Source organism: Micromonospora rubida (genome assembly GCF_009908295.1).
Lineage (GTDB): Bacteria > Actinomycetota > Actinomycetes > Mycobacteriales > Micromonosporaceae > Micromonospora > Micromonospora rubida.
The window spans coordinates 173,013-197,182 of sequence record NZ_JAAALO010000004.1 but is presented as its reverse complement, the minus strand read 5'-3'; the positions used below and the strand labels follow the sequence as shown (position 1 = coordinate 197,182).

Genomic DNA, 24,170 nt, shown 5'->3' with positions numbered 1-24,170 from the left:
GGCGGCGTTTCGCGTACCGGAATGTTCGTGCCTGGGTGGGACGCGGAGGCCACCGATACGGGATGATTCCTGTCCATGAGCACCCAGTCGACGGCAGACATCGACGACGCCGGGTCCAGCGACCACCCGTCCCGGTCGGACGGCTTCGTCCGCGGCGCCTCGGAGTTGATCGGCGGCCCGCTGGGCGACCACGCGGTCGCGCTGGACCGGCCCGCCGGCCGCGAGAGTCGGTTCTGGACGGCCGCCCGGATCGTGCTGGCCCTGGCCTGCCTGACCCTCGCGCTGCACTGGGTGCAGAAGTCGCCCTGCCAGGACGGCGCCTGGCAGAACAACGTGCAGTACACCCGCATGTGCTACACCGACGTGCTGGCGCTCTACTACGCCGAGGGGCTCAACGAGGGCAAGGTGCCCTACCAGGACCACCCCGTCGAGTACCCGGTGCTGACCGGGTACTTCATGGGCGCGCTCGGGCTGCCGGTGCACGCGCTCGGCGTCGACAACCCCGAGATCAACCAGGGGCAGTGGTTCTACAACCTCAACGTCCTGGTGCTCGGCGCGCTCGCGGTGGCCACCGTCGCGGTCATCCTCAACCTGCGCCGCCGACGACCGTGGGACGCCGCCCTCTTCGCGCTCGCCCCCGCACTCTTCCTCACCGCCACCGTCAACTGGGACCTGCTCGCCGTCGGGCTGGCCGCGTTCGGGCTGTTCGCCTGGGCCCGCCGCCGTCCGGTGGTGGCCGGGGTGCTGCTCGGCCTGGCCGGGGCGGCCAAGATGTGGCCGCTGTTCGTCCTCGGGCCGATCCTGGTGCTCGCCCTGCGCGCCAACCGGCTCCGCGCCGGCCTTACCGCCGTCGGGACGGCGCTGGTGGCCCTGGTCGTGGTCAACCTCCCGGTGGCGCTGCCCTACCGCGACAACTGGGGCCGCTTCTTCGAGCTGAACACCACCCGGCCCATCGACTGGGGCACCCTGTGGTACATCGGGCGCTACCTCGACGGCAAGGTCAACACCGGCGGCCCCGGCTCGACGGGGCCGTTCGAGTGGCTGAACGCCAACATTCCCACCCTGAACTGGCTCTCGTACGCCCTCTTCGGGCTGGCCTGCCTCGGGGTTGCCGCGCTGGCGCTGCTGGCGCCGCGCCGGCCCCGGCTGGCCCAGCTCGCCTTCCTGGTCGTCGCCGCGTTCCTGATCTTCAGCAAGGTCTGGTCACAGCAGTTCGTGCTCTGGCTGCTGCCGTTGGTCGTCCTCGCCCGGCCGAAGTGGGGCGCGTTCATCGCCTGGCAGGTCGCCGAGATCGGCTACTTCGCCGCCTTCTACGGCGAGCTGCTCGGCACTGCGACCAGCCGCCCGGTGTTTCCCGAGGGGGTCTTCGTGCTGGCCTCCGCGCTGCGGTTGGGCACGGTCGTGCTGCTCTGCGTGTTGGTCGTCAAGGAGATCCTGGACCCGGGCCGGGACGCCGTACGGGCCACCTACGCCGACGACCCGGACGGCGGAGTGCTCGACGGCGCACCGGACGCGCCCTGGCTGAGTCGTTGGCGGCGACGGCGGGCCGACAGCGACGCCGTCGCCGAACCGGCCCCGGCGGGCACCTGACGCCACCGGGCACCGGTCGGCTGTCAGAGCCGGTAGACCACCGCGCCGCCGACCTCCTCCCGGGTGATGCCGAGTGCATCGACCGGAACGTCGATCGTCGTCTCCCACGGCGTGCCCGCGATTTGGTCGCGCAGCACCACCACGTTGCGGACGCCCAGGTCGCGCAGGTAGGTCACGCTCGCCTGGTCCGGGAAGCTCTCCGCGACCTGCCGGATCTCGGCCTGCCGGACGGGGGTGAAGCCGCTGCCGCCGTTGACCATGTCCTGGAATTTGCTGGTCGACCACAGCATCACCGGCTGGTCGAGGTTCTGGCTGCTCGGCAGCACCAGCATCGGGCCGTCCACCGACCGCATCGCGGCGGGCTGGGCCGGCACCACCGGATGCGGCGTGCTGTTCAGCCCCTCGGCGACCACCAGCAGCAGCGGCAGCACCGTGGCCAACCGCAGCCATGGACCCGGCCACGGCGGGACCCGCTCGGCCGCCCACTCCCGCACCCGGACGGCGAAGGCGCTGACCGCGCCCGCGGCGAGCAGCCCGAGCAGCAGCGTCGTCCACAGCATCATCCGCCCGGGCGTGCGCAGGCCGTTCCAGCCCGGCAGATATTCGAACAGCAGCCCGTAGGTGAAGGTGCCGCCGAAGAACCGGGTGCCCATCGCCAGCACCATCGTCACCACCACCCCGGCGAGCAGCAGCAGCCGGTGCCGCAGCCGCCACACCGAGAAGAACAGCCCGCCCGCGGCGAGCGCGTACAGCACGAAGCCCGGCAGCAGGGTCATCTCCGGATGCCAGGGCAGGACCGACCGCGCGCCCTCGTGCAGGCCGCCCCACACCCGGGACTCCGCCGGGGCGGTGAAGAAGCCCGAGAACGGCGGCGAGTAGACGCCGATGTCGGCGAGCGTCCGCGCCGCGTTCGGGTGCAGCTCGGTGACCTTGAAGTAGGGGATGGCCAGCAGCCCGCCCACCCCGGCGAAGAGCAGCGCGCCGACCACGTCGGCGACGAGCAGCCGGACCCCGAACGGCCGGGGGTTCGACCGCCGCCGGACGAACCACGTCACGGCGGCGACCAGCGTCGCCCCCGCCAGCACGTACGCGAACGGCAGCCCGATGCCGAAGCCCAGGCTGAGCTGCCAGGCGGCCACCAGCCACCCGGCGTACGCCCACCCGGCGTGCCGCCGCTCGGGACGGTAGCCGTGGCGCAGCGACCAGCCGTGCCCCCGGGCCAGCATGGCCAGGGCCAGCGGGATGCCGCCGTTGGACACGATGTGCAGGTGACCCGCCTGGGCGAGCAGCCAGGGGGCGTACGTGTAGCTGACCCCGGCCACCGCCGCGCCCGCCCGCCCCGAGCCGAGCTGCCGGGCCAGCGCGTACGCCCCGAGCGTGGCCAGGGCGTGGGCCAGCACGAACATGATGTTGTACCGCAGCAGGGCGGCCTCGGGGCCAGTGCCGATCATGCCGGCCGGCGCGTAGCCGAGCAGGGTGTCGGAGAACGCGAAGCTCCACGGGTCCGGGAAGAACGTGTTGGACTGCCAAAGCTGCGCCGGGTCGGTCAGCAGGACGTGCCCCGACCAGGCCATCTGCCAGGCCTGAAGGCTCGGGTCCCAGTAGTCCTGGGGCAGCGTGTAGGGGGGGTAGCGCAGCGTCGGCCAGGTGAGCGCGACGGCCAAAGCCAGCGAGGCGAGCACGGCCAGGGTCCACTCGTGGACCAGGAACCGGCCGACCGCCCGCAGGACGCGACCCACCCGCCCGGGCACCGGCTCCGGAGCGGGGGCGAACGCCTCCCACCGGTCCGGCTTCGCACCGTCGCCGTCCTTCGCGGTGCCGCCGTCCTTGTCCGTCTTCTTCTTGTCCGCGTCCTTCGCCGTTCCGGCGTCGTTGTCCGCTGCCTTCTTGTCGGCGTCTTTTGTGGTGCCGCCGTCCTTGTCCGCCGCCTTCTTGTCGGCGTTCTCTGCGGTGCCGGCCTTGGTGTCGCCGCCCTTGGCGGGGCCCGTGTCCGCGGACTTGGTGACGGCGTCGTCCTGAGCGGCGTCGTTCTTCGCGATGCCGGCGTTCCCGACGGCGGCGCCGTCCCCCGCTGTGGACTCGGCGGGCTGCCCGGCGTCGGCCGGGTCGCCGCCGGCTGCCTGCCCGCCGTTGGTCGCCTCGCTGCCCCCGGTGCCCTTCGTGGCGGTGTCCGGGTTCTTCACGGCAGCACCGTCCACCAGCGGACTCCCGCCGGTCGTGTCCTCGTCGGTGGCGTCGACCCGCTCGGTCGTCATGCCGCCGGGCTTCCCGCGCCGAGCCGGTCGCGCAGGAACGCGATGTCGGCGCCCTGGCCGTCCACCCCGCCCGGGGTCTCCACGATCGCCGGCGCTCCCGCCGCCCGGATCACCGCCACGACCAACTCCGGGTCGATCCTGCCGCCACCGAGGTTGTCGTGTCGGTCCCGGCCCGAGTCGAACGCGTCCTTGGAGTTGTTGGCGTGGACCAGATCGATCCGGCCGGTGATCGCCTTGACCCGGTCGACCAGGTCCAGCAGCTCCTCACCCCCGGCGTGGGCGTGGCAGGTGTCCAGGCAGAATCCCACCTCGTACTCGCCGACGGCGTCCCAGAGCCGGGCCAGGGCGTCGAGGCGACGGGCGCAGGCGTTGTCGCCGCCGGCCGTGTTCTCGATCAGCACCGGCAGGGCGAAGCCGCCGGATTCCGCCGCGTACGCGAAGGTCTTGCGCCAGTTGTCGAAGCCGACCGCCAGGTCGTCGCCCGCGCTGACGTGCCCCCCGTGCACGATCAGGCCCTTGGCGCCGATCTCCGCCGCCGCGGTGGCGTGGCCGAGCAGTAGCTTCCGGCTCGGGATGCGGATCCGGTTGTTCAGCGTCGCCACGTTGATGACGTACGGCGCGTGGACGTAGAGGTCGACCTCGGCGGCCCGCAACCGGTCGGCGTCCTCCCGTGGTTGCGGGGCCTTCCAGCCCTGTGGGTCGGAGAGGAAGAACTGCACGGCCTCGGCGGACCGGGCGGCCGCCTCCGACAGCGGGTCGGCGGAATCGACGTGAGCTCCGATACGCATGGAGGCGAGCCTACGTCGCGGCACCGACGCGTGGGGTGACGGTGCGCCCGGGTGGCGGTATCCGGCGGGGGACGCCGGGGACGGCGCCGGGGGGGCGGGGCGTCACCCGGGGCGGGGGCGGTCGTTGGTCCGGGTGGGATCGACGGTCGGCTCTCGGGGGCGGGGCGCGGGCCGTGCAGCCAGTGCCATCCCGCCCGGAGCTATCCGCAGAACCAGGGGCAAAAGCTCCAATAAGCCCCACAGGTGACGATAGCCGTTGTACGGTCAGGTAACAACACGATGAAGCTCCGCGGGGCGTCGCGATCCAACCTCATCGGTGTGGTCGTTCCTCCCCAGGTCCCACCCAAGGAATGCGGACGGGACGCCCCGCGGCCTCGTGACGGGGGCCCGGACCGACGCCAGCGTCGGTCCGGGCCCCCGCCCTGTACGGGCGTCCGTGCCGCCGGATCCGCCGTCCGGTCGGCCGTGCCCGCCGACGACCCGCCGGGAGCGGCCGACCTGCCCGGGCATGATCGTTCGGACCGGGTATTCTGGTCCGGTTGTCCGCGTCCGGCCGGGTTCCCCCGGTCCGGAGCGGGCAGACGCACGACCTCCTGCCGCGGAAGGACCGTGGCCGCTTAGCCCACAGGAGGTGAGCACGTCTTGCGTCATTACGAGATCATGGTGATCCTCGATTCCAGCCTCGAGGAACGCACCGTCGCCCCGTCGCTCGACACGTACCTGAACGTGATCCGGACCGCGGGTGGCTCGGTGGAGAAGACCGACGTGTGGGGCCGTAGGCGCCTCGCGTACGAGATCAACAAGAAGGCCGAGGGCATCTACGCCGTCATCGACCTGCAGGCGACGCCTGCGGCGGTGGCCGAGCTGGACCGTCAGCTGCGACTCAACGAGTCCGTGCTGCGCACCAAGGTCATCCGTCCGGAGATGCGCTAACAGCGTTTAATCCGGTTCACCCGGTTCACCCGGATCAGCTTCATCGACGCTGTCGTAGGGCTCTGAGAGTCTGTACGGCGAACGATGAGTGCGCGAGGAGATGGTCATGGCAGGAGACACCACCATCACGGTCATCGGCAATCTGACCGATGACCCTGAGTTGCGATTCACCCCCTCGGGGGCCGCGGTCGCCAAGTTCCGGGTCGCTTCGACGCCCCGGTTCATGGACAAGGCGTCCGGCGAATGGAAGGACGGCGAGCCGTTGTTCCTCGCGTGCACGGTCTGGCGTCAGGCCGCCGAGCACGTCGCCGAGTCGTTGCAGCGCGGCGCCCGGGTGATCGTGTCGGGCCGGCTGCGTCAGCGGTCCTACGAGACCCGCGAGGGTGAGAAGCGCACCGTCATCGAGCTTGAGGTCGACGAGATCGGCCCGTCGCTGCGCTACGCCACGGCGAAGGTGCAGAAGATGTCCCGCTCCGGCGGCGGTGGCGGCGGCTTCGGTGGCGGTGGCGGCGGCGGTGGTGGCGCCCAGGGCGGCGGCGGAGGCAACTTCGACGACCCTTGGGCCTCGGCCGCACCAGCTCCCGCGCGCGCTGGCTCGGGTGGCGGCAATTTTGATGAGGAGCCCCCGTTCTAATGGCGCCGAGCGCCCGCGATCGCAAACCAGGAGCACGGTCAATGGCTAAGGCTGCGGCCCTTCGCAAGCCAAAGAAGAAGGTGAACCCGCTAGACAAGGACGGGATCACCTATATCGATTACAAGGACACCGCGCTGCTGCGCAAGTTCATCTCCGACCGCGGCAAGATCCGCGCTCGACGGGTGACCGGCGTTACCTCGCAGCAGCAGCGGCAGATCGCCCGCGCGGTCAAGAACGCCCGCGAGATGGCGCTCCTGCCGTACACGGCCACGGCCCGCTGAGAGGAGGCACCGACATGAAGATCATCCTTACTCAGGAGGTGTCCGGCCTCGGTGCCCCGGGCGACATCGTCGAGGTGAAGGACGGCTACGGCCGTAACTACCTGCTGCCGCAGGGCTTCGCGATCGTCTGGACCAAGGGTGCGGAGAAGCAGGTCACGGTTATCAAGCGGGCCCGCTCGGCCCGGGAGATCCGCGACCTCGACCACGCCAACGAGGTCAAGGCCCGGCTCAACAGCCTGAAGGTCAACCTGAAGGCCCGCGCCGGCGACGGCGGGCGGCTCTTCGGTTCGGTCACCCCGGCCGAGATCGTCGACGCCGTCAAGGCGGCCGGCGGCCCGACCCTCGACCGTCGGCGACTGGAGCTGCCCAGCCACATCAAGTCGCTGGGTGCGTACCCGGTCAGCATCAAGCTGCACCCCGACGTGACCGCCAAGTTCGACCTGAACGTCGTCCAGGGCTGACACCGAAGCACCACGCGCAGGGCCCGCACCGGTACGCCGGTGCGGGCCCTGCGCCGTGGTAGGGGGTAGGGCCCGGTCAGCCGACCCGCTGACCGGTGACGGCACCGATCCGTCGAAGAGCCCACTCCCGACCACCCCCGCCGGCCGGTTCGCCCCGGCCCGAAGGGGCCCAGCGGAGCGTGGCGCGACCGTCTGTGGGAGCAGAGGCTGCTGCATGGCGCTGAGCAGTCGCGCCGCCAGAGCGGGCAGGGCGCTCTCCTGGTTGGCGAGGGCCACGCTCCCGTAGTCCTCTGCCCGGAACCAGGACCGGCGGCCGGGTAACCGTCCGTTGCGACACCCCCCGCCCGCAGACCACGGGATCACCCGACCGGGTACGTGAACGACAAACTTCCTCCAACAGCGACCGACCGGCGCAAAAACAGAGAATGTGTGGCCTTTCGGTGCTCCATGACCACGCTTTCTCTGAATTTGCGGGCTGTTGGCGGGGTGGGTGGGGTGGTGGAGTGGGGTGGGTCGGTGGTGGGGTGGGGGTCGTACGGGGCGGGGATCGGCGAAATTCGCCGGGAATTTCTTATCCACAGGCTGTGGGTAGAGTTTTCCCAGCTCAGGGCGTTGTGGGAGAGAATTCCCCAGCGGTTGTCCACAGGCTGTGCACACCCTGAGCGCATGTTGTCCACCGGCGTCCACAGGTTGTCCCAAGGCTCGTCCACCGGCGTGGTTGAGTCGCTGACCTCGGGTTCCGTATGGTTGCCTCTCGACCGACGGTGCGATGACCCCCGATCGACCCGACCGGTCTGATCGGAAGTCGCCGTGCCCGGCGGCGGACCGGTAGTTCGAACCGACGCAGCGGAGGGGGGACCCGTGTCGGTCACCGACGACATGCGGACGGAGCCACGAGGCGGTGGCCAGCCAGCCCCATCCCAGCGGGATGGCCAGTTCGAGAAGACCCCGCCTCAGGACGTCGCCGCAGAGCAGTGCGTTCTCGGCGGCATGCTGCTGTCCAAGGACGCCATCGCAGACGTCGTCGAGATCCTGAAGTCCCACGACTTCTACCGGCCGGTGCACGCCACCGTCTTCGACGCCATCCTCGACATCTACGGACGGGGCGAGCCCGCCGACCCGATCACCGTGGCCGCCGCCCTGGCCGACTCCGGCGACCTGGCCCGAATCGGCGGGGCCCCGTACCTGCACACGATGATCGCGAGCGTGCCGACCGCCGCGAACGCCGCCTACTACGCCCGGATCGTCGGGGAGCGGGCGGTGCTCCGCCGGCTGGTCGAGGCCGGAACGAAGATCGTGCAGCTCGGGTACGGCACCGGCAACAACGGCAGCCGGGACGTGGACGACATCGTCGACCTCGCCCAGCAGGCCGTCTACGACATCACCGAGCGTCGGGTCAACGAGGACTTCGCCGTCCTGGCCGACATGCTCCAGCCGACGCTCGACGAGATCGAGGCGGTCGGCGCCCAGGGCGGCATGATGACCGGCGTGCCGACCGGCTTTACCGACCTGGACCGGCTGCTCAACGGTTTGCACGCCGGGCAGCTCATCATCGTGGCGGGGCGGCCCGGCCTCGGCAAGGCACTCGCCCTCGACACCCCGCTGCCCACGCCCAACGGCTGGGCGACGATGGGCGAAGTTAAGGCCGGCGACCAACTTATCGGTGCTGACGGGTGCCCGACGACGGTCACCCACGCATTTGATGTGATGGAGGGTCGACCCTGCTACGAAGTCGAGTTCTCCGACGGCAGTGTGATCGTTGCGGATGCCGAGCACCTGTGGAAGACGACTACACGCGCTTCCCGGCGTGCCGGCGCGGTTCGCCGGGAGGTCGCTTGGTCCCCCTCTGCGGTGGAGCGGCTGCGACGGGTGGCGTCTGAGGCATCCGAGGATGTCAGCGTTGCTGAACTGGCGTCGGTGATCGGCGACGAGTTCGTCCACACCGCCCGCCGCGTCGTGCGAGACCTCCCGTACCAATTTGCTCCGCTGGCGCAGGGGCGGCGCGGGGGCCCGCGTGCCCGTGTCTACCCGGCCCGCGCCGTCTACAGGCGCCTTCTGGATCGCGAAAGCGCCTGGCAGGATACGGTTGACGCCGCCCGGTACTCCGATGTCGTTACGACCGAAGAGATCCGAGCAACGCTGCGAACCGCCACCGCCGACCGCAGGTTGAACCACGCGGTACGAAACGCCGAAGCACTGCAACTGCCGGAGGCGGACCTGCCGGTGCCCCCGTACACGCTGGGCGCCTGGCTTGGTGACGGACACAGCGCCGGTAACCGGCTCACCACCGTTGACCCGGATATCCTGCGGCGGATCGAGGCGGACGGCTTCGAGACGAAAAAGTCAGCGACAGAGCCGACGCTGTACTCAATCCGGCCTCCGGAATGCCCCATGTGTGGCCGTGGCCGCAGGGGCTGCGTCCTCTGCGCCAGTTCTCCGTCGTCGCTGACGCAGTCGCTGCGGGCAATCGGCGTGCTCGGTAACAAGCATGTGCCGCAGTCGTACCTGCGGGCATCGCAGACGCAGCGCCGGGCGCTGCTCGCGGGCCTGCTCGACACCGACGGCACCATCACCAACGCTGGCACTGTTCAGCTCACTACAACCTCGGCGAGGCTTGCCGAGGGTGCCTACGAACTGGTCGTCAGTCTCGGGTATCGCTGTTCAATCAGCCGCAAGGTGGTGAAGGGTCGCAGGCCGGAAACCTCCATCGCGTACAACCTCAACTTCACGACCACTGACGAGGTGTTCCACCTACCTCGGAAGCAGGAGACTCATCGCCTACGCAGGCGCAGCGAGAGTACCGTTCGGACTGACAGCCGGTTCATTGTCGATGTGCGGCCGGTGCCGAGCGTCCCTGTCCGCTGCGTGACGGTGGACAACCCGGACCACCTCTACCTGGCCGGCCGGTCCATGATCCCGACGCACAACAGCACCGCTAGCATGGACTTTGCCCGTCATGCGGCTATCCGGGCCAACCAGGCTGCGGCGATCTTCTCGCTGGAGATGAGCAAGGTCGAGATCGTCATGCGACTGCTCTCGGCCGAGGCCCGCGTCCCGCTGCACGTGCTGCGCAGCGGCCAGCTCTCCGACGACGACTGGACCAAGCTGGCCCGGTGTATGGGTGAGATCAGCGAGGCCCCGCTCTTCGTCGACGACACGCCGAGCATGAACCTGATGGAGATCCGGGCGAAGGCGCGCCGGCTCAAGCAGAAGCACGACCTGAAGATGATCGTGGTCGACTATCTCCAGCTGATGACCTCGCCGAAGCGCACCGAGAGCCGGCAGCAGGAGGTCGCGGACCTGTCCCGTGGCCTGAAGCTGCTCGCCAAGGAGGTCGAGTGCCCGGTGATCGCGGTCAGCCAGCTGAACCGTGGCCCGGAGCAGCGCACCGACAAGCGACCCCAACTGTCCGATTTGCGTGAGTCTGGCTCAATCGAGCAGGATGCGGACGTTGTGATCCTTTTGCACCGAGACGACTACTACGACAAGGAGTCGCCACGCGCGGGCGAGGCGGACTTCATCGTTGCCAAGCACCGGAATGGCCCCACCGACAGCATCACGGTGGCCGCCCAGCTCCACCTCTCCCGCTTCGTGGACATGGCGATCGTTTGAAGCCCTGCCGGCGAGCGGGACGGACCGTGGGCCGGACCGGTGACGGAACCGGCCCGGCCCACGGGTGAACGGCAGTCCGCTCTAGTCGAAGAGTTCGCCGAGGAAGCCGCCGTGCTTCTTCTTGCGGTGGTAGTGGCCGTGGTAGCCGTAGTGCTGCTGGCCGTGCCCGCCGTAGGCCGGGGCCGCCGGCGGGTAGCCGTGCACGGGCGGCGGGGGCGGCGGGGGAACCGCGCCGTACCCCGGCTGCTGTGGCTGGTGCGCGGGCGGCGGGTAGGCACCGGGCGTCTGGGGGCGCTGTGCCGGGTTCGGGGCGCCCGGCGTCTGCTGGCGGTTCCAGTTCGCCTCGGCCTCGAACAGCTTCTCCAGTTCGCCGCGGTCGAGGAAGATTCCCCGGCACTCGCCGCACTGGTCGATGACGACTCCGCTGCGTTCGTACTGACGCATGTCTCCGTGACATTTGGGACAGGTGAGCTGCATTATCCGAAGGTACCTGGTGAGGTCATCCGATTGCCGTGAGCATGTCGGTCACTTCGTCGTCGGAGACCTCGTGGAAGTCCTCGTAGTAGCTGCTGACCGAGCCGAAGCCGGCGGGCCGCCGGACGCAGACCACCTCGTCGGCCTCGGCGGCCAGCATCTCGTACGCCTCCTCGGCGCCGACCGGAATCGCGACGACCACCCGGCGGGCGTCGAGCCGCCGGGCCACCTGGACGGCGGCGCGGGCGGTGGCCCCGGTGGCCAGGCCGTCGTCGACGATGACGGCGGTCCGCCCGGTCAGGTCGAGCGGGGGTCGCCCGGCCCGGTAGCGGCGTTCCCGGCGTTCCAGTTCCACCTGTTCGTGGCGCTGCACCTCGGCGACGTCCCCCGGGTCGACCCGGGCGGCCACCGCTTCGTTGAGCACCCGCACCCCGTTCGGGCCGAGCGCGCCGAAGGCGACCTCGGGCGCCATCGGCATGCCGAGCTTGCGCACCACCAGCACGTCGAGGGGTGCGTGGAGCCGGTCGGCGACCACCCGGGCCACCGGCACCCCGCCCCGGACCAGCCCGAGCACGGTGACATCGGGCCGGTCGGCCAGCCCGGCGAGCCGGTCGGCGAGGACCCGGCCGGCGTCCTCTCGGTCGCGGTAGGTCGTCGTCATTCCTCAGGTGTACGCCCTGCCGGCCGGCCCGCGCCGGCAGTCCGGCGAGAACGACCGGTCGGAAGGCGGAGACCGTCCGGCTCGGGGCGGGCGAGGGCGGGTGCCCAGACCAGCAGGGCGGCCGGGTAGAGCAGGTACCCGAAGCGGGTGGACGGCATCAGCAGGATCGCGGCGAGCAGCCCGTACCCGCAGATGAGGGCGGTGGTGGCGGCCGTGCGGGGCGGGCGGCGCAGCAGCCGGACGGCGATCCCGAGGCCGACCGCGACCAGCAGGGCGGCGGCGACCACCCGGCCGGCGGGCAGGGCGGTCGCGATCAACTGCCCGGGGAACGGGGACTGCGCCGGGCTGGTGACCAGGCCGTGGCCGAGCGGGAAGCGCAGCACGTTCTCGACCAGCGCGTCCCGGTCGACCAGCAGCGCGGGGAGCAGGGCGAGCGCCGGGACGCCGAGCGCGCCGACGGCGAGCCGCCCGGCGGAGCGCCGGGTCGCGGCCCAGGCGATCAGGACGAGGGCGACCGGCCAGGCGAAGAGCTTCAGCGCGCCGGCCAGCCCGACGGCCAGGCCCGCGCGGCCCGGCCGGTCGGCGGCGGCGAGGGCGAGGGCCAGCAGGCAGAGGGCGAGGACGGGCAGGTCGTCGCCGCCGGTGGCCAGGGTGAGCGCGCAGATCGGCAGCACGGTGGCCGCCTGGACGCCCCGCAGCACCGCCGCTGCCCGGCCGGTCCGGTCGTTCGGGTTGGCCCGGTCGGTCGGGATGCCTCGGTCGGTCTGTCGTAGGACGCGCACCGCCAGGGCGAGGGCCAGCACGGTGGCGACCGCGAACCACAGTCGGGCATCGGTCCACCAGCCGTCCGCGACCGCGCGGGGCAGGCCGAACAGAGCCATTCCCGGCTGGTACGGGGTGTAGCCGAGCAGCCGCTCGTCGGCGGGAAGCGCGGCGATCGCGTCGTGCCCGAGGTAGGGGGTGCCGGTCTCGGCGAGGCGGGCGCCGGCGTGTTCGACGACCACCACCTCCTCCTGTGCCCGGTCGGCCCGCCCGCCCGCCCGCTGCACACCCTGCTGGACCAGCGGCAGCACGGTGGTGGCGGCCCAGGCGAGGCCGGTGATCGCCCACCGACCGGGTAGGCCGGCCAGGGACGAGGCGGCGTCCCGCCGCCGGGCGGCCAGCTGACCTGCGACGGCGACGGCGGCGAGCAGGTATCCGAACGCGGCGACGGTTCCCCAGGCCCGGTGCGGCGGCAGGGTGGAGGTGGCTGCGGTGACCGCCGCGAACGCGGCGGAGACGGCGTACAGGCCGATGTCGAGGGCGAGGCCGCCGGCGGCCCGGTCGACCCTCCGCCAGCTCGCTGAGGTGCGGGTGGTCCGGTCGGCGGCGGTCACGCGGGCAAGTGTGGCAGACGCTCCCCTCGGCCCCGGCCGCCCTGCCGGCGGCCGGAGGGGAGCCGGAGCACGGCTCCCGCGTCGTGCAGTGGCGGGGCGAGGATGCCGGGGCGACCGCCGAACCCCCGGTGCAGCGTGGAGAGCAGCGTCCCGGCCGGCACCGGCCGACCGAACAGGTGGCCCTGCCCGGCGGTGCAGCCCAGCTCCCAGAGCGCGCGGCGCTGCGGCTCGCTCTCCACCCCCTCGGCGACCACGGTGAGCCCGAGGTTGCGGCCCAGGTCGAGGGTGGACCGGATGACGGCGACGGCCTCCGCCGACGCCTCCATGACCGACACGAAGCTGCGGTCGATCTTCAGCTCGTGGACCGGGATCCGGGAGAGCAGGGAGAGCGAGGAGTAGCCGGTGCCGAAGTCGTCCAGGGCCAGCCGGACGCCCTCGTCGCGCAGCCGGGTGAGCACCCGGTCGACCACGTCGAGCTGGCTGAGGGTCAGCGTCTCGGTCAGCTCCAAGACCAGCCGGTCCGGCGGCAGGTCGTGGGCGCGCAGCCGGGCCAGCACGGAGCCGGGGAAGCGGGCGTCGAGCAGGCTGCGCGGCGACACGTTGACCGCTACCGGCAGGTCGAAGCCGGCCGCCCGCCAGCTGTCGGCGGCGATCAGCGCCTGGTCGAGGATCGCCTCGGCGAACGCCGGGAGCAGCCCGGAGCGTTCCACCGCCTCCAGGAAGCGCAGCGGGTCGATCATGCCGTGCACCGGGTGGTGCCACCGGGCCAGGGCCTCGGCGCTGGTCACCTCGCCGGTGCCGAGGTCGACGATCGGCTGGAAGTTGACGGTGAACTCGTGGTCGGCGACCGCGCGGGGCAGTTCCCCGCCGAGGGTGAGCCGGCCGAGGTCGGCGGTGTCCCGGGCCGGGGCGTACGTGGAGATCCGCTGGCCGGCGCGCTTCGCCTGGTACATCGCCACGTCGGCGCGGCGCAGCAACTCGGCGACCCCGCCGCTGGCCGGTGCGACGGCGATGCCGCCGCTGGCCTCGACGCTGATCCGCATGCCGTCCAGGTCGAGCGGCTCGTGCAGCGCGGCGAGCAGCGCCTCCGCCCGGTGGGCGGCCACCGCCGGGGCGGGCAGGCCGCGCAGGAGCACGGCGAACTCGTCGCCGCCGAGGCGGGCCACCAGGTCGTCGCCGTGGGCGGCCCCGCGCAGCCGGCCGGCGACCTGCATGAGCACCCGGTCGCCGGCGGCGTGGCCGAGGGTGTCGTTGACCTCCTTGAAGTGGTTGAGGTCGATCAGCACCAGCGCGGTCACCCCGCCGGCGTGCCGGGCGTTGAGCTGCTCGGTGCCCTGCTCCAGCAGGTGCCGCCGGTTGGCCAGGCCGGTCAGCGCGTCGTGGGTCGCCGCATACGCGTGCTCGTCGGCGACGCGGGCCAACTCGGCGTACGCCTGGGCGTTGCGCAGGGCGGTGCACAGCGCGGAGGCGAAGGTGCGCAGGGTGTACTGCTCGCGTTCGGAGAGCCGGACCGGGCCCCGGAACCGCAGCCGCAGCGCGCCGATGTCGACGGCCCGGTCGGACCCTTCGAGGGGCACCTCGATGGCCGACCCGTCCACTGCGGGGGCCTGATTGGCGGGCCCGTCGTAGGTGAGGGTGCCGGCGGCGCCCCGGACGGTCCGGGTGCCCTCGCGCAGGGCGATCTCCACCTCGTCCGCGGAGAACAGTTCGGCGGCCTGGGTGACGGCGGTGGTGAGCACCTTGTCGAGGTCGACGACGTTGAGCGCGTCGGTGGTCCGGGCGAGCCGCTGCCAGGCGTCGCGTTCCGCCCGGTTGCGGACCCGGCTGGAGTAGGCAAGGTGCAGGCTCAGCACCAGCGGCGGCACGACGATCAGGAAGCTGGGGTTGCTGTTGAGGATCAGCAGGGTGGAGACGATGACGGCGAACCGGGCGGCGGCGCTGGCGATGCGCAGGTCGTAGTGCTCGCGGAACAGGTCGCGGACCCGGGTGCGGGTGGCGAGGGCGATGACCGGGAACGTCAGCGCCTCGTCGAGGACGACGACCACGAGATACGCGGCGACGAGCGCCCAGATCGACCGGCCGACGGACCCGCCGATGGGCCAGCTCCAGCCGGCCGTCAGCAGCACCATCCCGCCGACGGCTGCGGTGACCATGTCCTTCGCCACGCCGAACGCCAGCTTGAGGGGCGCCACCCGGAGGATGCCCCGGACGAATCCGACGCCCAGGCCGGTCGCGAGGATCACCCAGGGCAGGGGTGCCACCGCGAGCCCGACGAGCACAGCGACCTCGGTCCAGGAGACGCCGTGGGTCGTCGCCCGGATGCGGATTCGCACGTTCACGGTGGCGCCCACCGCCACGAGGAAGGCCACGGTCGCGGCGCCGGTGAGCTCCCGGGCGCTCGGGGGGCCGTCGAACCCGATGTCGCGCAGGCTGAGCACGACTGCGGTGGCGGCACACAGCACGACGAGACCGACAAGCAGCAGAAGCCGCCGATCGGTCTCACTGTCGCGTCTTGCGCTCCCGGCCACGTCCAGTCCCTCTGCCGCCGATGATTCCTGGCAGTGCGTATCTCGGACTTTACGGCCGGTCAGGTCTCGGGTGAAGAGTTCGATCAGAGCCAGTCGTGAGCCTTCATGGTCCCGCCTTTCGTCTCAAGAAACTTCGTCGACCGATGCCTGCCCGGGCTTGGCTGACACGCAGAATCTTATGACGTTTGATGGGCCTTCGTGGTATTGCGTGTCCATATGCGCAGAATGCGCTAATGAGTGCCGTTCCGGTCACTCACCGTCCTGGCGCGAAAACCCACAGCGTAACTCCTGAGAGTTTCTCGGCATAATTATCGGAGCGGGCTTCCTTCCCGTCTCTCCCCGGTCCGTCCAGCCGTTTGCGCTGGTGTTGGTACCCCCTGGTGCGGTCGTTCAGTGGGGCGGTGAATTGTGGTGACGGTCCGGTGTCCGTTCGGCGTATGAGGTTCGACGCGCTTTTGTAAGGTTTTGTTTAAGTTTGTATACATATGCGCGGCCGAATGCCGCAGCAATCAATTCTCGGGCCTGCCCATTCGGCCGGTCCGCGACGGCACCCCACTCCCGCGAGAACGGTGCCCGGCCTGTTCGGGTCCGGTTCGTCGGCGCCCGACCGATCCCCCGACGACGCCCGACCGCCGGCGCGGCCCGGCCCTCGGCCGGGCCCCGGGGCGTACCGGACGCTAGGCTCGCGACCGTGACCGATCCCGCGCAGCTCACCCACGTCGACGCGGCGGGCGCGGCCCGCATGGTCGATGTCTCCGGCAAGGCGGTGACCGGCCGGCTCGCGGTGGCCGCCGGCCGGCTGCGGACCACCCCCGAGGTGGTCGAGTTGCTGCGCCGCGACGGGCTGCCCAAGGGCGACGCGCTCGCCGTGGGCCGGCTCGCCGGCATCATGGGTGCGAAACGGACCCCCGACCTGATTCCGCTCTGTCATCCGATCGCGCTGCACGGGGTGACGGTCGACCTCACCGTGACCGACGACACCGTCGAGATCACCGCCACGGCGCGGACCGCCGACCGCACCGGCGTGGAGATGGAGGCGCTGACCGCGGTCGCGGTCGCCGGCCTCGCCCTGGTCGACATGGTCAAGGCCGTTGACCCGGCGGCGTCGGTCGACGCGGTGCGGGTCCTGCGCAAGGAGGGCGGCAAGACCGGCCAGTGGCTGCGGCCGGAGGGCCGGCCGTGATCCGCGCCCGGGTCGTCGTCGCGTCCAACCGTGCCTCGGCCGGGGTGTACGCCGACACCAGCGGCCCGTTGCTCGCCGCCGGGCTGCGCGAGCTGGGCTGCCAGGTGGACGACCCGGTGGTGGTCCCCGACGGCGAGCCGGTCGGCGAGGCGCTGCGGGCCGCCCTGGCCGCCGGGGTCGACGTCGTGCTGACCAGCGGCGGCACCGGGATCACCCCCACCGACCGGACGCCGGACGTGACCCGCGCGCTGCTCGACCACGAGATCCCCGGCATCGCCGAGGCGATCCGCGCACACAGCCGGGACAAGGTGCCCACGGCGGTGCTCTCCCGGGGCGTCGCCGGGGTGGTCGGCCGGATGCTGGTGGTCAACCTGCCCGGCTCCACCGGCGGCGCCCGCGACGGCCTCGCGGTGCTCGGCCCGATCCTGGCCCACGCCGTCGACCAGGTGCGCGGCGGCGACCACTGACGGTCCGGCGGGCCGGGTGGTTCCGCCCCGTAGGGCCGGGCCACTGATGGGACGGGCCGGACCGCCCGGGGATAGGCTCGGCCGGTGAGCACGGAAACCGCGTCCGCCGCCGAGCAGGTCGCCGTACCGCCGCCGGCGGGCTGGGAGGAGGCCCGCTCCCGGGTGTACGCCGTCGGCCTGGCCGCCGCGCTGCCCGCCGTGAGCCGCCCGCTCGCCGACGCCGACGGGCACACCCTCGCCGAGCCGTTGGCCACCCGCACCGACCTGCCGGCCTTCCCCACCTCCAGCGTGGACGGCTGGGCGGTGCGCGGGGGCGGGCCGTGGCGGATCGTCGGTCGGGTGCTGGCCGGCGGCAACCCGCCCCCGTTGGCCGAGGACGGCACCACCGTCGAGATCGCCACCGGCGCGATGGTGCCCGAGGGCGTCACCGCGATCGTGCGGGTCGAGGAGTCCACCCGCACGGCCGACGGCCGGGTCGCCGGCACCCCCCGACCGAGCCCGGAGTGGCGCCGCCCGGGCGAGGAGGCGTACGCGGGGGAGGAACTGCTCCCCGCCGGCACCCCGGTCGACCCGGCGGTGATCGGCCTGGCCGCCTCCTGCGGGCACGACGCCCTGCGGGTGCGCCGCCCGCCCCGCGCCGCGCTGCTGGTCTTCGGCGACGAGCTGCTGACCTCAGGCCCGCCGGCCGACGGCCGGGTCCGCGACGCCCTCGGCCCGGCCGTGCCGGCCTGGCTGCGCCGGTACGGCTGCCAGGTGCGCCCGGCCGACGTGGTCGGCCCGGTGGCCGACACCCTGCCGGCGCACGTGGCGGCCCTGCGCGCGGCGCTGGCCACCGCCGACCTGGTCTGCACGACGGGCGGGACGATGCGCGGCCCCGTCGACCACCTGCACCCGGCCCTGGAGGCCCTCGGCGCGGACTACGTGGTGAACACGGTCGCGGTCCGCCCCGGCTTCCCGATGCTGCTGGCCCGGCTCACCGGCCCGGACGGCCGGGCGCGCTTCATCGCCGGTCTGCCCGGCAACCCGCAGTCGGCGATCGTCGCCCTGGTCTCGCTGGTCGCGCCGCTGCTCGCCGGGCTGCGGGGCCGGCCGATGCCGGCGCTGCCGCACGCCACGCTCGTCGAGCCGGTGCCCGGTCGCGGCGACCACACCCACCTGGCCCTGGTCCGGCTGGACGGGGCGGCGGGCACCGCCCAGCCGGTCCGGCACGTCGGGTCGGCGATGCTGCGCGGGCTGGCCGGCGCGGACGGGTTCGCGGTCATCCGCCCCGGCACCACGGGCGAGTCGGGCGCGCGGGTGCCGGTCGTGCCGCTGCCCCTGCTTCCTGGGGAGCGTGCCTGATGATGATCGAGGAGTCGACGGTCTTCGGCACGGTCACCGAGGAGCCGCTGGACCTGGCTGCGCACGAGGCGGCGGTCGCCGACCGGCGGGCCGGGGCGGTGGTGTCGTTCCAGGGCGTGGTCCGCGACCACGACCACGGCCACGTGGTGACCAGCCTGGAGTACGAGGGCCACCCGAGCGCGGTCGCCGTGCTCCGGGAGGTCGCCGCCGAGGTGGCGGCCGACCCGGACGTGTACGCGGTCGCGGTGTCGCACCGGGTCGGCCCGCTCGACATCGGCGACGTGGCGCTGGTCGTGGCGGTGAGCACCGCGCACCGGGCCGCCGCGTTCGCCGCCTGCGCCCGGCTGGTGGACGAGGTCAAGGCGCGGCTGCCGATCTGGAAGCGACAGGTGTTCGCCGACGGCACCGAGGAGTGGGTCAACTGTCCCTGACGCCGTCGGGCCGGTGTGGTGCCCCGGTCAGCGGGCAGCCGTGCCCTCGGCGACCGCCGGAGCCTCAGCGGCGGCCGTTGACCAGGGAGGTGCGGCCGAACCGGTCGGCGTAGAAGGCCGGCTCGGCACCGGGCCGCCACGGCAGCGCGGCGACCAGCACGATCAGGGCCACGGCGAGGGAGTTCTCCATCAGCGCCCCGAACAGGCCGTCCTGGTAGTGCGACACCTCGGGGAGCTGGTGCTCGTACGGCCAGATCGGCGAGGTTAGGAACAGCAGGTAGAGCCCGATCGCCGCCACGCCGTGCCGGAGCCCGGTGAGCGTCGGGTACCAGATCGGTGGGCGCAGCGCGTTGACCCCGGGCAGCCCGCTGTACGACGACACCTGGCCGGTGCGCTGCACCGACCCCCGGCTTGCCTCCCGGCGGCGTACCGCCGCGTCGGCCAGGACGATGATCGCCGGAATGACCCAGACGAGGTGGTGCGACCAGGAGATCGGGCTGATCACGTTGGCGGTGAGCCCGACCAGGGTGAATGCGGTCAGCTCGTCGCCGTCGGCGCGGGCGCTCACGGCTCGGGACAGCCCGAGGGCCAGGATCAGCACCGAGAACGACAACCAGAGCAGGCCGGGCGTCTCGATCGAGTCGTAGAGCCGGGCCAGTAGGCCCGCGAGGGACTGGTTGGGCGTCATGTCGGCCGCGCCCACCCGCTCGGTCTGCCACAACACGCTGCCGAAGTAGGCCCGGGACTCGGTGCCGACGAGGGCGAAGCCGGCGAGGGTGACCCCGATCGTGGTGCCGACCGCCGTGGCCGCCGCCCGCCACTGCCGGGTGATCATGAGGTACGCGATGAACAGTGCGGGGGTCAGCTTGACGGCAGTGGCCAGGCCGATGCCGACCCCGGCCCAGGCCCCGCTGAACACGAAGCGCCGCAGCGGCCCGTCGGCGGGGTCGAACCGGGTGCCCCGCCTCGCCCGCCAGCGCAGACCGATTAGGTCGGCCATGATCAGCGCGAAGAGCAGCAGGTTGACCTGGCCGTAGCCGAGGGTCTCGCGGCCCGGCTCAAGGGCAACCGCCAGCGGCGTCGCGATGCCGACGGTGAACCAGAGCGGCCAGCCGAGCCGGTCCACGACCGGCCGCAGCAGGCCAGCCAGGACGAGGGCGAGGGCGGCGATGCTGGCCAGCGCGTTCAACCAGCCGGCGACCTGCACCGGCACCAACGCCATCGGGAGCATGATCAGCCCGCCGAAGGGTGGGTACGTGAAGCCGAGCGTCGTGGAGGGGGCGATGAAGTCGTACAGCTCGTTGCCGTTCATCCACCACGCCACCGCGCCGTGGTAGATCTTCATGTCGAAGAAGTTGTACGGCCGCCCGAAGGCGCCGATGGCGAACCACGCGGCGTACGCGACGGCGGCCACGACACCGACCCGCACCGCGGTCCTGCGGTCGACCCCACGGGTCAACCGGGTCACGCGGCGGATCGGCGTGAGGCGGTCCATCCGTCGTCCGACGGTCGCCGGCATGGCGTGGCCACCCCCGTACCAAGATCGTCCTACCCGTCCAGGTCCAGCACGGAGCCTAGAACGGCGCCTCACGTTAATGCCTCCCGCGTTATGCGACCGTGTCCGATCCCACACTGATTTTTTACATTTCCACCGCGTTAACGCCTACCGGGCGGTTCAGGTAATTCGCGGCCTTGGCGGGGAAGAGTTGGGGGAGGTGAAGGTCGCGCCGCAGGTCAGCCGGGCAGCCGGCGTGCCGTGGCGGCCGAGCGTACGGCGATCCGGGCCTCCCGGCGGGCGGTCCGGACGGCCCGCTGCACCGACCGTCGCGAGTGGCCGATCCGGTGCCCGGCCCGCCACCGCAGACCCGGCTTCCCCTCGGTGTCGGCGGCGGCGAGCAGCAGCCCGCCGAGGAGGCCGAGATTCTTCATGAACTGGGTCTGGTGCTGCGCCCGCTTGGCCGGTTCGCCCTTCCAGAAGGGATGGCCGGCGACGGTGGTCGGGAGTAGCGTGCCGGCGAGCACCAGCGCGGCCGGGCGGGTGAACTTCCCGGTGGCCAGCATGAGGCCGCCGATCAACTGGGTGGCCGAGTTGATCCGGACCAGCGTCTCGGTGTCGGTGGGGATACGGGGGGAGACCTGCTGGATCAGCGGGCCGACCCGGTCGGTCACCGGCTTCGCGGCCGGCACCAGCCGTCCCGGGTTCTGAAAGTTGCGGACGCCGCTGACCACGAAGACGCCGCTCAACATGACGCGGGCGAGGGAGCGCACGGGTTTCATGGATCAGTCATACCCCGTCGCGGCGGCGGCTACCCCTGCAACGGCCCGATCCGATCGGCCGACGTGGACGCCGGAGGCGTCCCCATGATCCGTACCGCCACGCCGATCGGGGCGACCGTCGCTGGTGGACGGGCTCCGGCCGGTAATCTCGCCCGGGTGACCACGCTGCGGCTCCGCCCCGAGGGTCCGGCCGACACCGGCCCGGTCCGCCGGGTGCTGGCGGCGGCGTTCGCCCGCCCGGACGTGCTGGCCCCGCCCGAGGTGGGGCTGGTCGACGAGCTCCGCGACACCGACGCCTGGATTCCCGAGCTGGCCATGGTCGCAGAGTACGGCGGCGAGGTGGTCGGGTACGCCCTGTTCACCCGGGTCCGGATCCACCGCGACGGCGACATCGCCCCGGCGCTGGCCCTCGGCCCGGTCGCGGTCGCGCCGCACCGACAGCGGGTCGGGCACGGCACGGCCGTGGTCCAGGCCGGCCTGGACGCCGCCACCGAGCTGGGCGAGCGGCTGGTGGTGGTGCTCGGCGACCCGGCCTTCTACCGGCGGTTCGGCTTCACCCGCGCCGACCGGATCGGGCTGACCAGCCCGTGGTCCGGCCTGGGCGACCCGTGGCAGGCGCTGGTCCTGCCGCCCAGCACCAGCGGGGATGGGCCGGTGCCCCACGGCGAGGTGTTCTTCCCGCCGCCCTGGTCCAGGGTCTGACCGCCGGCCCGAGACCTGGCCAACGCCCTTCGCGCCCGGGTCAGGCCGGCTGGGTGCGCAGGTAGCGGCCGAAGTGCGGCACGGTGAAGGCGACCGTCCCGCGTTCCCCGGAGTAGATCAGCCCCTTCTTGATCAGCGCGTCCCGCGCCGGGGAGAGGCTGGCCGGCTTGCGACCGAGCGCGCGGGCGATCTCGGCGGTCGGCACGGCAGCGTCCATGTCGTCCCGGCCGCCGGCGTCCCCCTCGACCAGGGACAGCGTCGCCATCGCCCGCATGTACTCGCGTTCGGCCGGGGTGGCCCGCTCGAACCGGGAGCCGAAGAAGCCCACGGCCAGCTCCGCCTCCGCCTCGGGGGCGGCGACCCGGACGTCCGCGTCGGTGATCGGGGAGCGCGGCGCATGGTCCCAGGTGGCCTTGCCGTACGCCTGGACGAAGTACGGGTAGCCGCCGGACTTCTCGTAGAGGAGGTCGAGGGCCTTCGGCTCGTACTCGACCTCCTCCCGCTCGGCCGGCGCGCAGAGCGCCCGGTCGGCGGCGATCCGGTCGAGCCGGTCGATGCGCTGGTAGCGGAACAGCCGCTCCGAGTACGACTTGGCGGCGCTCAGCACCGCCGGCAGGTGCGGCAGCCCCGCGCCGACCACGATCAGCGGTGCCCCGAGCTGGGACAGCTCGTGGCAGGCGGCGCAGAGCGCCGAGACGTCCTCGGCTCCGACGTCCTGCATCTCGTCGATGAAGACCGCGATGCCGGTGCCGACGTCGGCGGCCACGGCGGCGGCGTCGCTGAGCAGCTCCACCAGGTCGATCTCGATGTCGCCGGAGTCGGCCCGGCCGGTGGCGGCCGGCACGTCGATGCCGGGCTGCCAGCGGTCGCGCAGCTTCGGGGCGGCGCCGGCCCGGCCGGCGGGCGCGGAGCGCTGGGCGAACGCCTTCAGCACCCCGAGGAACGTGTCGATGCGGTCCGGGGCGCGGTGCCGGGGCGCGAGCTCACGGACCGCCATGTGCAGCGCGGCGGCGATCGGGCGGCGCAGCGACTGGTCCGGCCGGGCCTCGATCTTGCCGCTGCCCCAGAGGTGGTTGATGGCCTCCGAGCGGAGGGTGTTGAGCAGCACGGTCTTGCCGACGCCGCGCAGGCCGGTGAGCATCAGGCTGCGCTCGGGGCGGCCCCGCGCGATGCGCTCCAGCACCACGTCGAAGACGTCCAGCTCCCGCCCCCGCCCGGCGAGCTCGGGCGGGCGCTGGCCGGCGCCCGGGGCGTACGGGTTGCGGACCGGATCCACGAATCGCACAATATCGGGCTGTCTAGCCGGAAACCTAGACATCCGTAGAGGACGCTACCGGCGTGTCGCCGGTCGTCGAGACAAAACTAGGGCTGTCTAGCGTGCACGCTAGACAGCCCTAGTTTCAGCTATCGGGGTAGTAGCCACCGGCGGGCGGCTGGTGCCACAGCGGGCCGTCAGCGGGCCTTCAGGCACAGCACGAAGTCGAGGGTGTCCAGCTGACTGTCGAAGAAGTACCAGTTGGTGTAGCCGGTGACCTTGGCGCACTTCGCCTCGGCATCCTTCTCGCCGCTGGTCCGCCCGTCGAATCGACGCAGCACCTCGTACGTCTTCGGGGCGCACGAGGCGATCAGCAGCTTGGGCTTGCCACCCGCCGGCCCCGTGTTGCGGACGCACTGCCCGGCCTTGACGAAGCGGGGATCGGCCGACGACTCGGGGGCCGCGGCGGTCGGGGCGGGGGCCGTCGGGGATGCCGGTTGCTCCTCCGGCGTCGCGTCGGCGGTCGGCCGGGCCTGACCGGCGCCCTCAGGCGCTTCGTCCCGGTCGAGCAGGTACCACACCAGCGAGCCGCCGCCGAGCAGCAGCACCACCAGGGTGGCGAGCACGGCGATCAGCGGCCCCCGGCCGCGCCCTCGGCGCGGCGGCGGCGTCGGTGCCCCGAAGTGCGCCGGCTGACCCGGGCCGGGCCCCGGATACGGCCCTGCGGCGTACGGGTCGCCGGGCCGACGGCCAGCCGGGTACCCCGGTGCGCCGCCGCCCGGCCGGTACACCTCGGGTTCGTGGGGCCACGATTCGGGACGGTCCCACGGGTCGGGCTGCGGCTCCCCGGACGGCTGCGTGAACCGTCGCGGATCGTCCGACCAGGACGTCCGGTCCGCCGGGTGGGGGGCCCGCTCGGAA

21 protein-coding genes are annotated in these 24,170 nt (G+C 72.4%); 11 read left to right on the top strand and 10 right to left on the bottom strand.

Annotation, left to right across the window (positions count from 1 at the left end; translation table 11 throughout):
- Positions 1 to 75 precede the first annotated feature (75 nt).
- Positions 76 to 1,590 (top strand): glycosyltransferase family 87 protein, encoded by a 1,515-nt coding sequence (locus GVV04_RS15235; protein WP_161688702.1) that lies wholly within the window; start codon positions 76 to 78, stop codon positions 1,588 to 1,590.
- Between the two features lie 23 nt (positions 1,591 to 1,613).
- Here the strand turns inward: GVV04_RS15235 and GVV04_RS15230 are convergent, their stop codons facing one another.
- Together GVV04_RS15230 and GVV04_RS15225 are read right to left on the bottom strand one after the other, a co-directional pair.
- Positions 1,614 to 3,845: a hypothetical protein gene (locus GVV04_RS15230; protein WP_235966233.1), complete on the bottom strand. Its 2,232-nt coding sequence runs from the start codon at positions 3,843 to 3,845 to the stop codon at positions 1,614 to 1,616.
- Complete coding sequence (locus GVV04_RS15225) at positions 3,842 to 4,633, bottom strand: deoxyribonuclease IV (RefSeq protein ID WP_161688701.1); 792 nt, start codon at positions 4,631 to 4,633, stop codon at positions 3,842 to 3,844. The genes GVV04_RS15230 and GVV04_RS15225 overlap by 4 nt, the downstream gene beginning before the upstream one ends.
- A gap of 642 nt (positions 4,634 to 5,275) precedes the next feature.
- On the opposite strand from GVV04_RS15225, the gene rpsF reads away from it, so the two are divergent.
- The 5 genes from rpsF to dnaB all read left to right on the top strand — a co-directional run bounded on the left by rpsF (position 5,276) and on the right by dnaB (position 10,554).
- The gene (gene rpsF, locus GVV04_RS15220) at positions 5,276 to 5,566 is read left to right on the top strand and encodes a 30S ribosomal protein S6 (protein WP_120683045.1); all 291 of its coding nucleotides are present in this window, start codon (positions 5,276 to 5,278) and stop codon (positions 5,564 to 5,566) included.
- A gap of 88 nt (positions 5,567 to 5,654) precedes the next feature.
- Entirely contained in the window at positions 5,655 to 6,200 is a 546-nt protein-coding gene (locus tag GVV04_RS15215) for a single-stranded DNA-binding protein (RefSeq protein ID WP_328822406.1), read from the top strand.
- A 41-nt stretch (positions 6,201 to 6,241) separates the two neighbouring features.
- Positions 6,242 to 6,481: a 30S ribosomal protein S18 gene (rpsR, locus tag GVV04_RS15210; protein WP_007073789.1), complete on the top strand. Its 240-nt coding sequence runs from the start codon at positions 6,242 to 6,244 to the stop codon at positions 6,479 to 6,481.
- A 14-nt stretch (positions 6,482 to 6,495) separates the two neighbouring features.
- Positions 6,496 to 6,942, top strand: a complete 447-nt coding sequence (rplI, locus tag GVV04_RS15205; protein WP_161688700.1) for a 50S ribosomal protein L9 — start codon at positions 6,496 to 6,498, stop codon at positions 6,940 to 6,942.
- Between the two features lie 879 nt (positions 6,943 to 7,821).
- Positions 7,822 to 10,554, top strand: a complete 2,733-nt coding sequence (gene dnaB, locus GVV04_RS15200; protein ID WP_161689398.1) for a replicative DNA helicase — start codon at positions 7,822 to 7,824, stop codon at positions 10,552 to 10,554.
- Positions 10,555 to 10,635: 81 nt separating this feature from the next.
- Here dnaB and GVV04_RS15195 read toward each other — a convergent pair whose 3' ends face one another.
- Genes GVV04_RS15195 through GVV04_RS15180 form a run of 4 tightly spaced genes read right to left on the bottom strand, consistent with a single transcriptional unit; the run spans position 10,636 to position 15,485 of the window.
- Positions 10,636 to 11,034, bottom strand: a complete 399-nt coding sequence (locus GVV04_RS15195) for a TFIIB-type zinc ribbon-containing protein (RefSeq protein ID WP_161689397.1) — start codon at positions 11,032 to 11,034, stop codon at positions 10,636 to 10,638.
- Between the two features lie 19 nt (positions 11,035 to 11,053).
- A complete protein-coding gene (locus GVV04_RS15190; protein ID WP_161688699.1) occupies positions 11,054 to 11,689 on the bottom strand; it encodes a phosphoribosyltransferase in 636 nt (211 codons plus the stop codon).
- On the bottom strand, positions 11,686 to 13,065 hold the full coding sequence (locus GVV04_RS15185) for a glycosyltransferase 87 family protein (RefSeq protein WP_161688698.1): 1,380 nt from the start codon (positions 13,063 to 13,065) through the stop codon (positions 11,686 to 11,688). The genes GVV04_RS15190 and GVV04_RS15185 overlap by 4 nt, the downstream gene beginning before the upstream one ends.
- A complete protein-coding gene (locus GVV04_RS15180; RefSeq protein WP_407938814.1) occupies positions 13,062 to 15,485 on the bottom strand; it encodes a putative bifunctional diguanylate cyclase/phosphodiesterase in 2,424 nt (807 codons plus the stop codon). The genes GVV04_RS15185 and GVV04_RS15180 overlap by 4 nt, the downstream gene beginning before the upstream one ends.
- 799 nt (positions 15,486 to 16,284) lie before the next feature.
- On the opposite strand from GVV04_RS15180, the gene moaC reads away from it, so the two are divergent.
- The 4 genes from moaC to GVV04_RS15160 all read left to right on the top strand — a co-directional run bounded on the left by moaC (position 16,285) and on the right by GVV04_RS15160 (position 19,015).
- Complete coding sequence (gene moaC, locus GVV04_RS15175; RefSeq protein WP_161688697.1) at positions 16,285 to 16,776, top strand: cyclic pyranopterin monophosphate synthase MoaC; 492 nt, start codon at positions 16,285 to 16,287, stop codon at positions 16,774 to 16,776.
- A complete protein-coding gene (locus tag GVV04_RS15170) occupies positions 16,773 to 17,243 on the top strand; it encodes a MogA/MoaB family molybdenum cofactor biosynthesis protein (RefSeq protein WP_161688696.1) in 471 nt (156 codons plus the stop codon). The genes moaC and GVV04_RS15170 overlap by 4 nt, the downstream gene beginning before the upstream one ends.
- Positions 17,244 to 17,327: 84 nt before the next feature.
- Positions 17,328 to 18,584 (top strand): molybdopterin molybdotransferase MoeA, encoded by a 1,257-nt coding sequence (locus GVV04_RS15165; RefSeq protein WP_161688695.1) that lies wholly within the window; start codon positions 17,328 to 17,330, stop codon positions 18,582 to 18,584.
- A 2-nt stretch (positions 18,585 to 18,586) separates the two neighbouring features.
- On the top strand, positions 18,587 to 19,015 hold the full coding sequence (locus GVV04_RS15160) for a molybdenum cofactor biosynthesis protein MoaE (protein WP_161689395.1): 429 nt from the start codon (positions 18,587 to 18,589) through the stop codon (positions 19,013 to 19,015).
- A 64-nt stretch (positions 19,016 to 19,079) separates the two neighbouring features.
- Here the strand turns inward: GVV04_RS15160 and GVV04_RS15155 are convergent, their stop codons facing one another.
- Positions 19,080 to 20,534: a glycosyltransferase 87 family protein gene (locus GVV04_RS15155; RefSeq protein WP_161688694.1), complete on the bottom strand. Its 1,455-nt coding sequence runs from the start codon at positions 20,532 to 20,534 to the stop codon at positions 19,080 to 19,082.
- A gap of 215 nt (positions 20,535 to 20,749) precedes the next feature.
- Entirely contained in the window at positions 20,750 to 21,292 is a 543-nt protein-coding gene (locus tag GVV04_RS15150; RefSeq protein ID WP_161688693.1) for a DoxX family protein, read from the bottom strand.
- A gap of 156 nt (positions 21,293 to 21,448) precedes the next feature.
- Here GVV04_RS15150 and GVV04_RS15145 point away from each other — a divergent pair, with 156 nt between their 5' ends.
- The gene (locus tag GVV04_RS15145) at positions 21,449 to 21,994 is read left to right on the top strand and encodes a GNAT family N-acetyltransferase (protein ID WP_161689394.1); all 546 of its coding nucleotides are present in this window, start codon (positions 21,449 to 21,451) and stop codon (positions 21,992 to 21,994) included.
- Positions 21,995 to 22,034: 40 nt separating this feature from the next.
- On the opposite strand, the gene GVV04_RS15140 is transcribed toward GVV04_RS15145, so the two are convergent.
- The gene (locus GVV04_RS15140) at positions 22,035 to 23,270 is read right to left on the bottom strand and encodes an AAA family ATPase (RefSeq protein WP_161688692.1); all 1,236 of its coding nucleotides are present in this window, start codon (positions 23,268 to 23,270) and stop codon (positions 22,035 to 22,037) included.
- A 176-nt stretch (positions 23,271 to 23,446) separates the two neighbouring features.
- The gene (locus GVV04_RS33120; protein WP_328822401.1) at positions 23,447 to 24,040 is read right to left on the bottom strand and encodes an LppU/SCO3897 family protein; all 594 of its coding nucleotides are present in this window, start codon (positions 24,038 to 24,040) and stop codon (positions 23,447 to 23,449) included.
- Positions 24,041 to 24,170 lie beyond the last annotated feature (130 nt).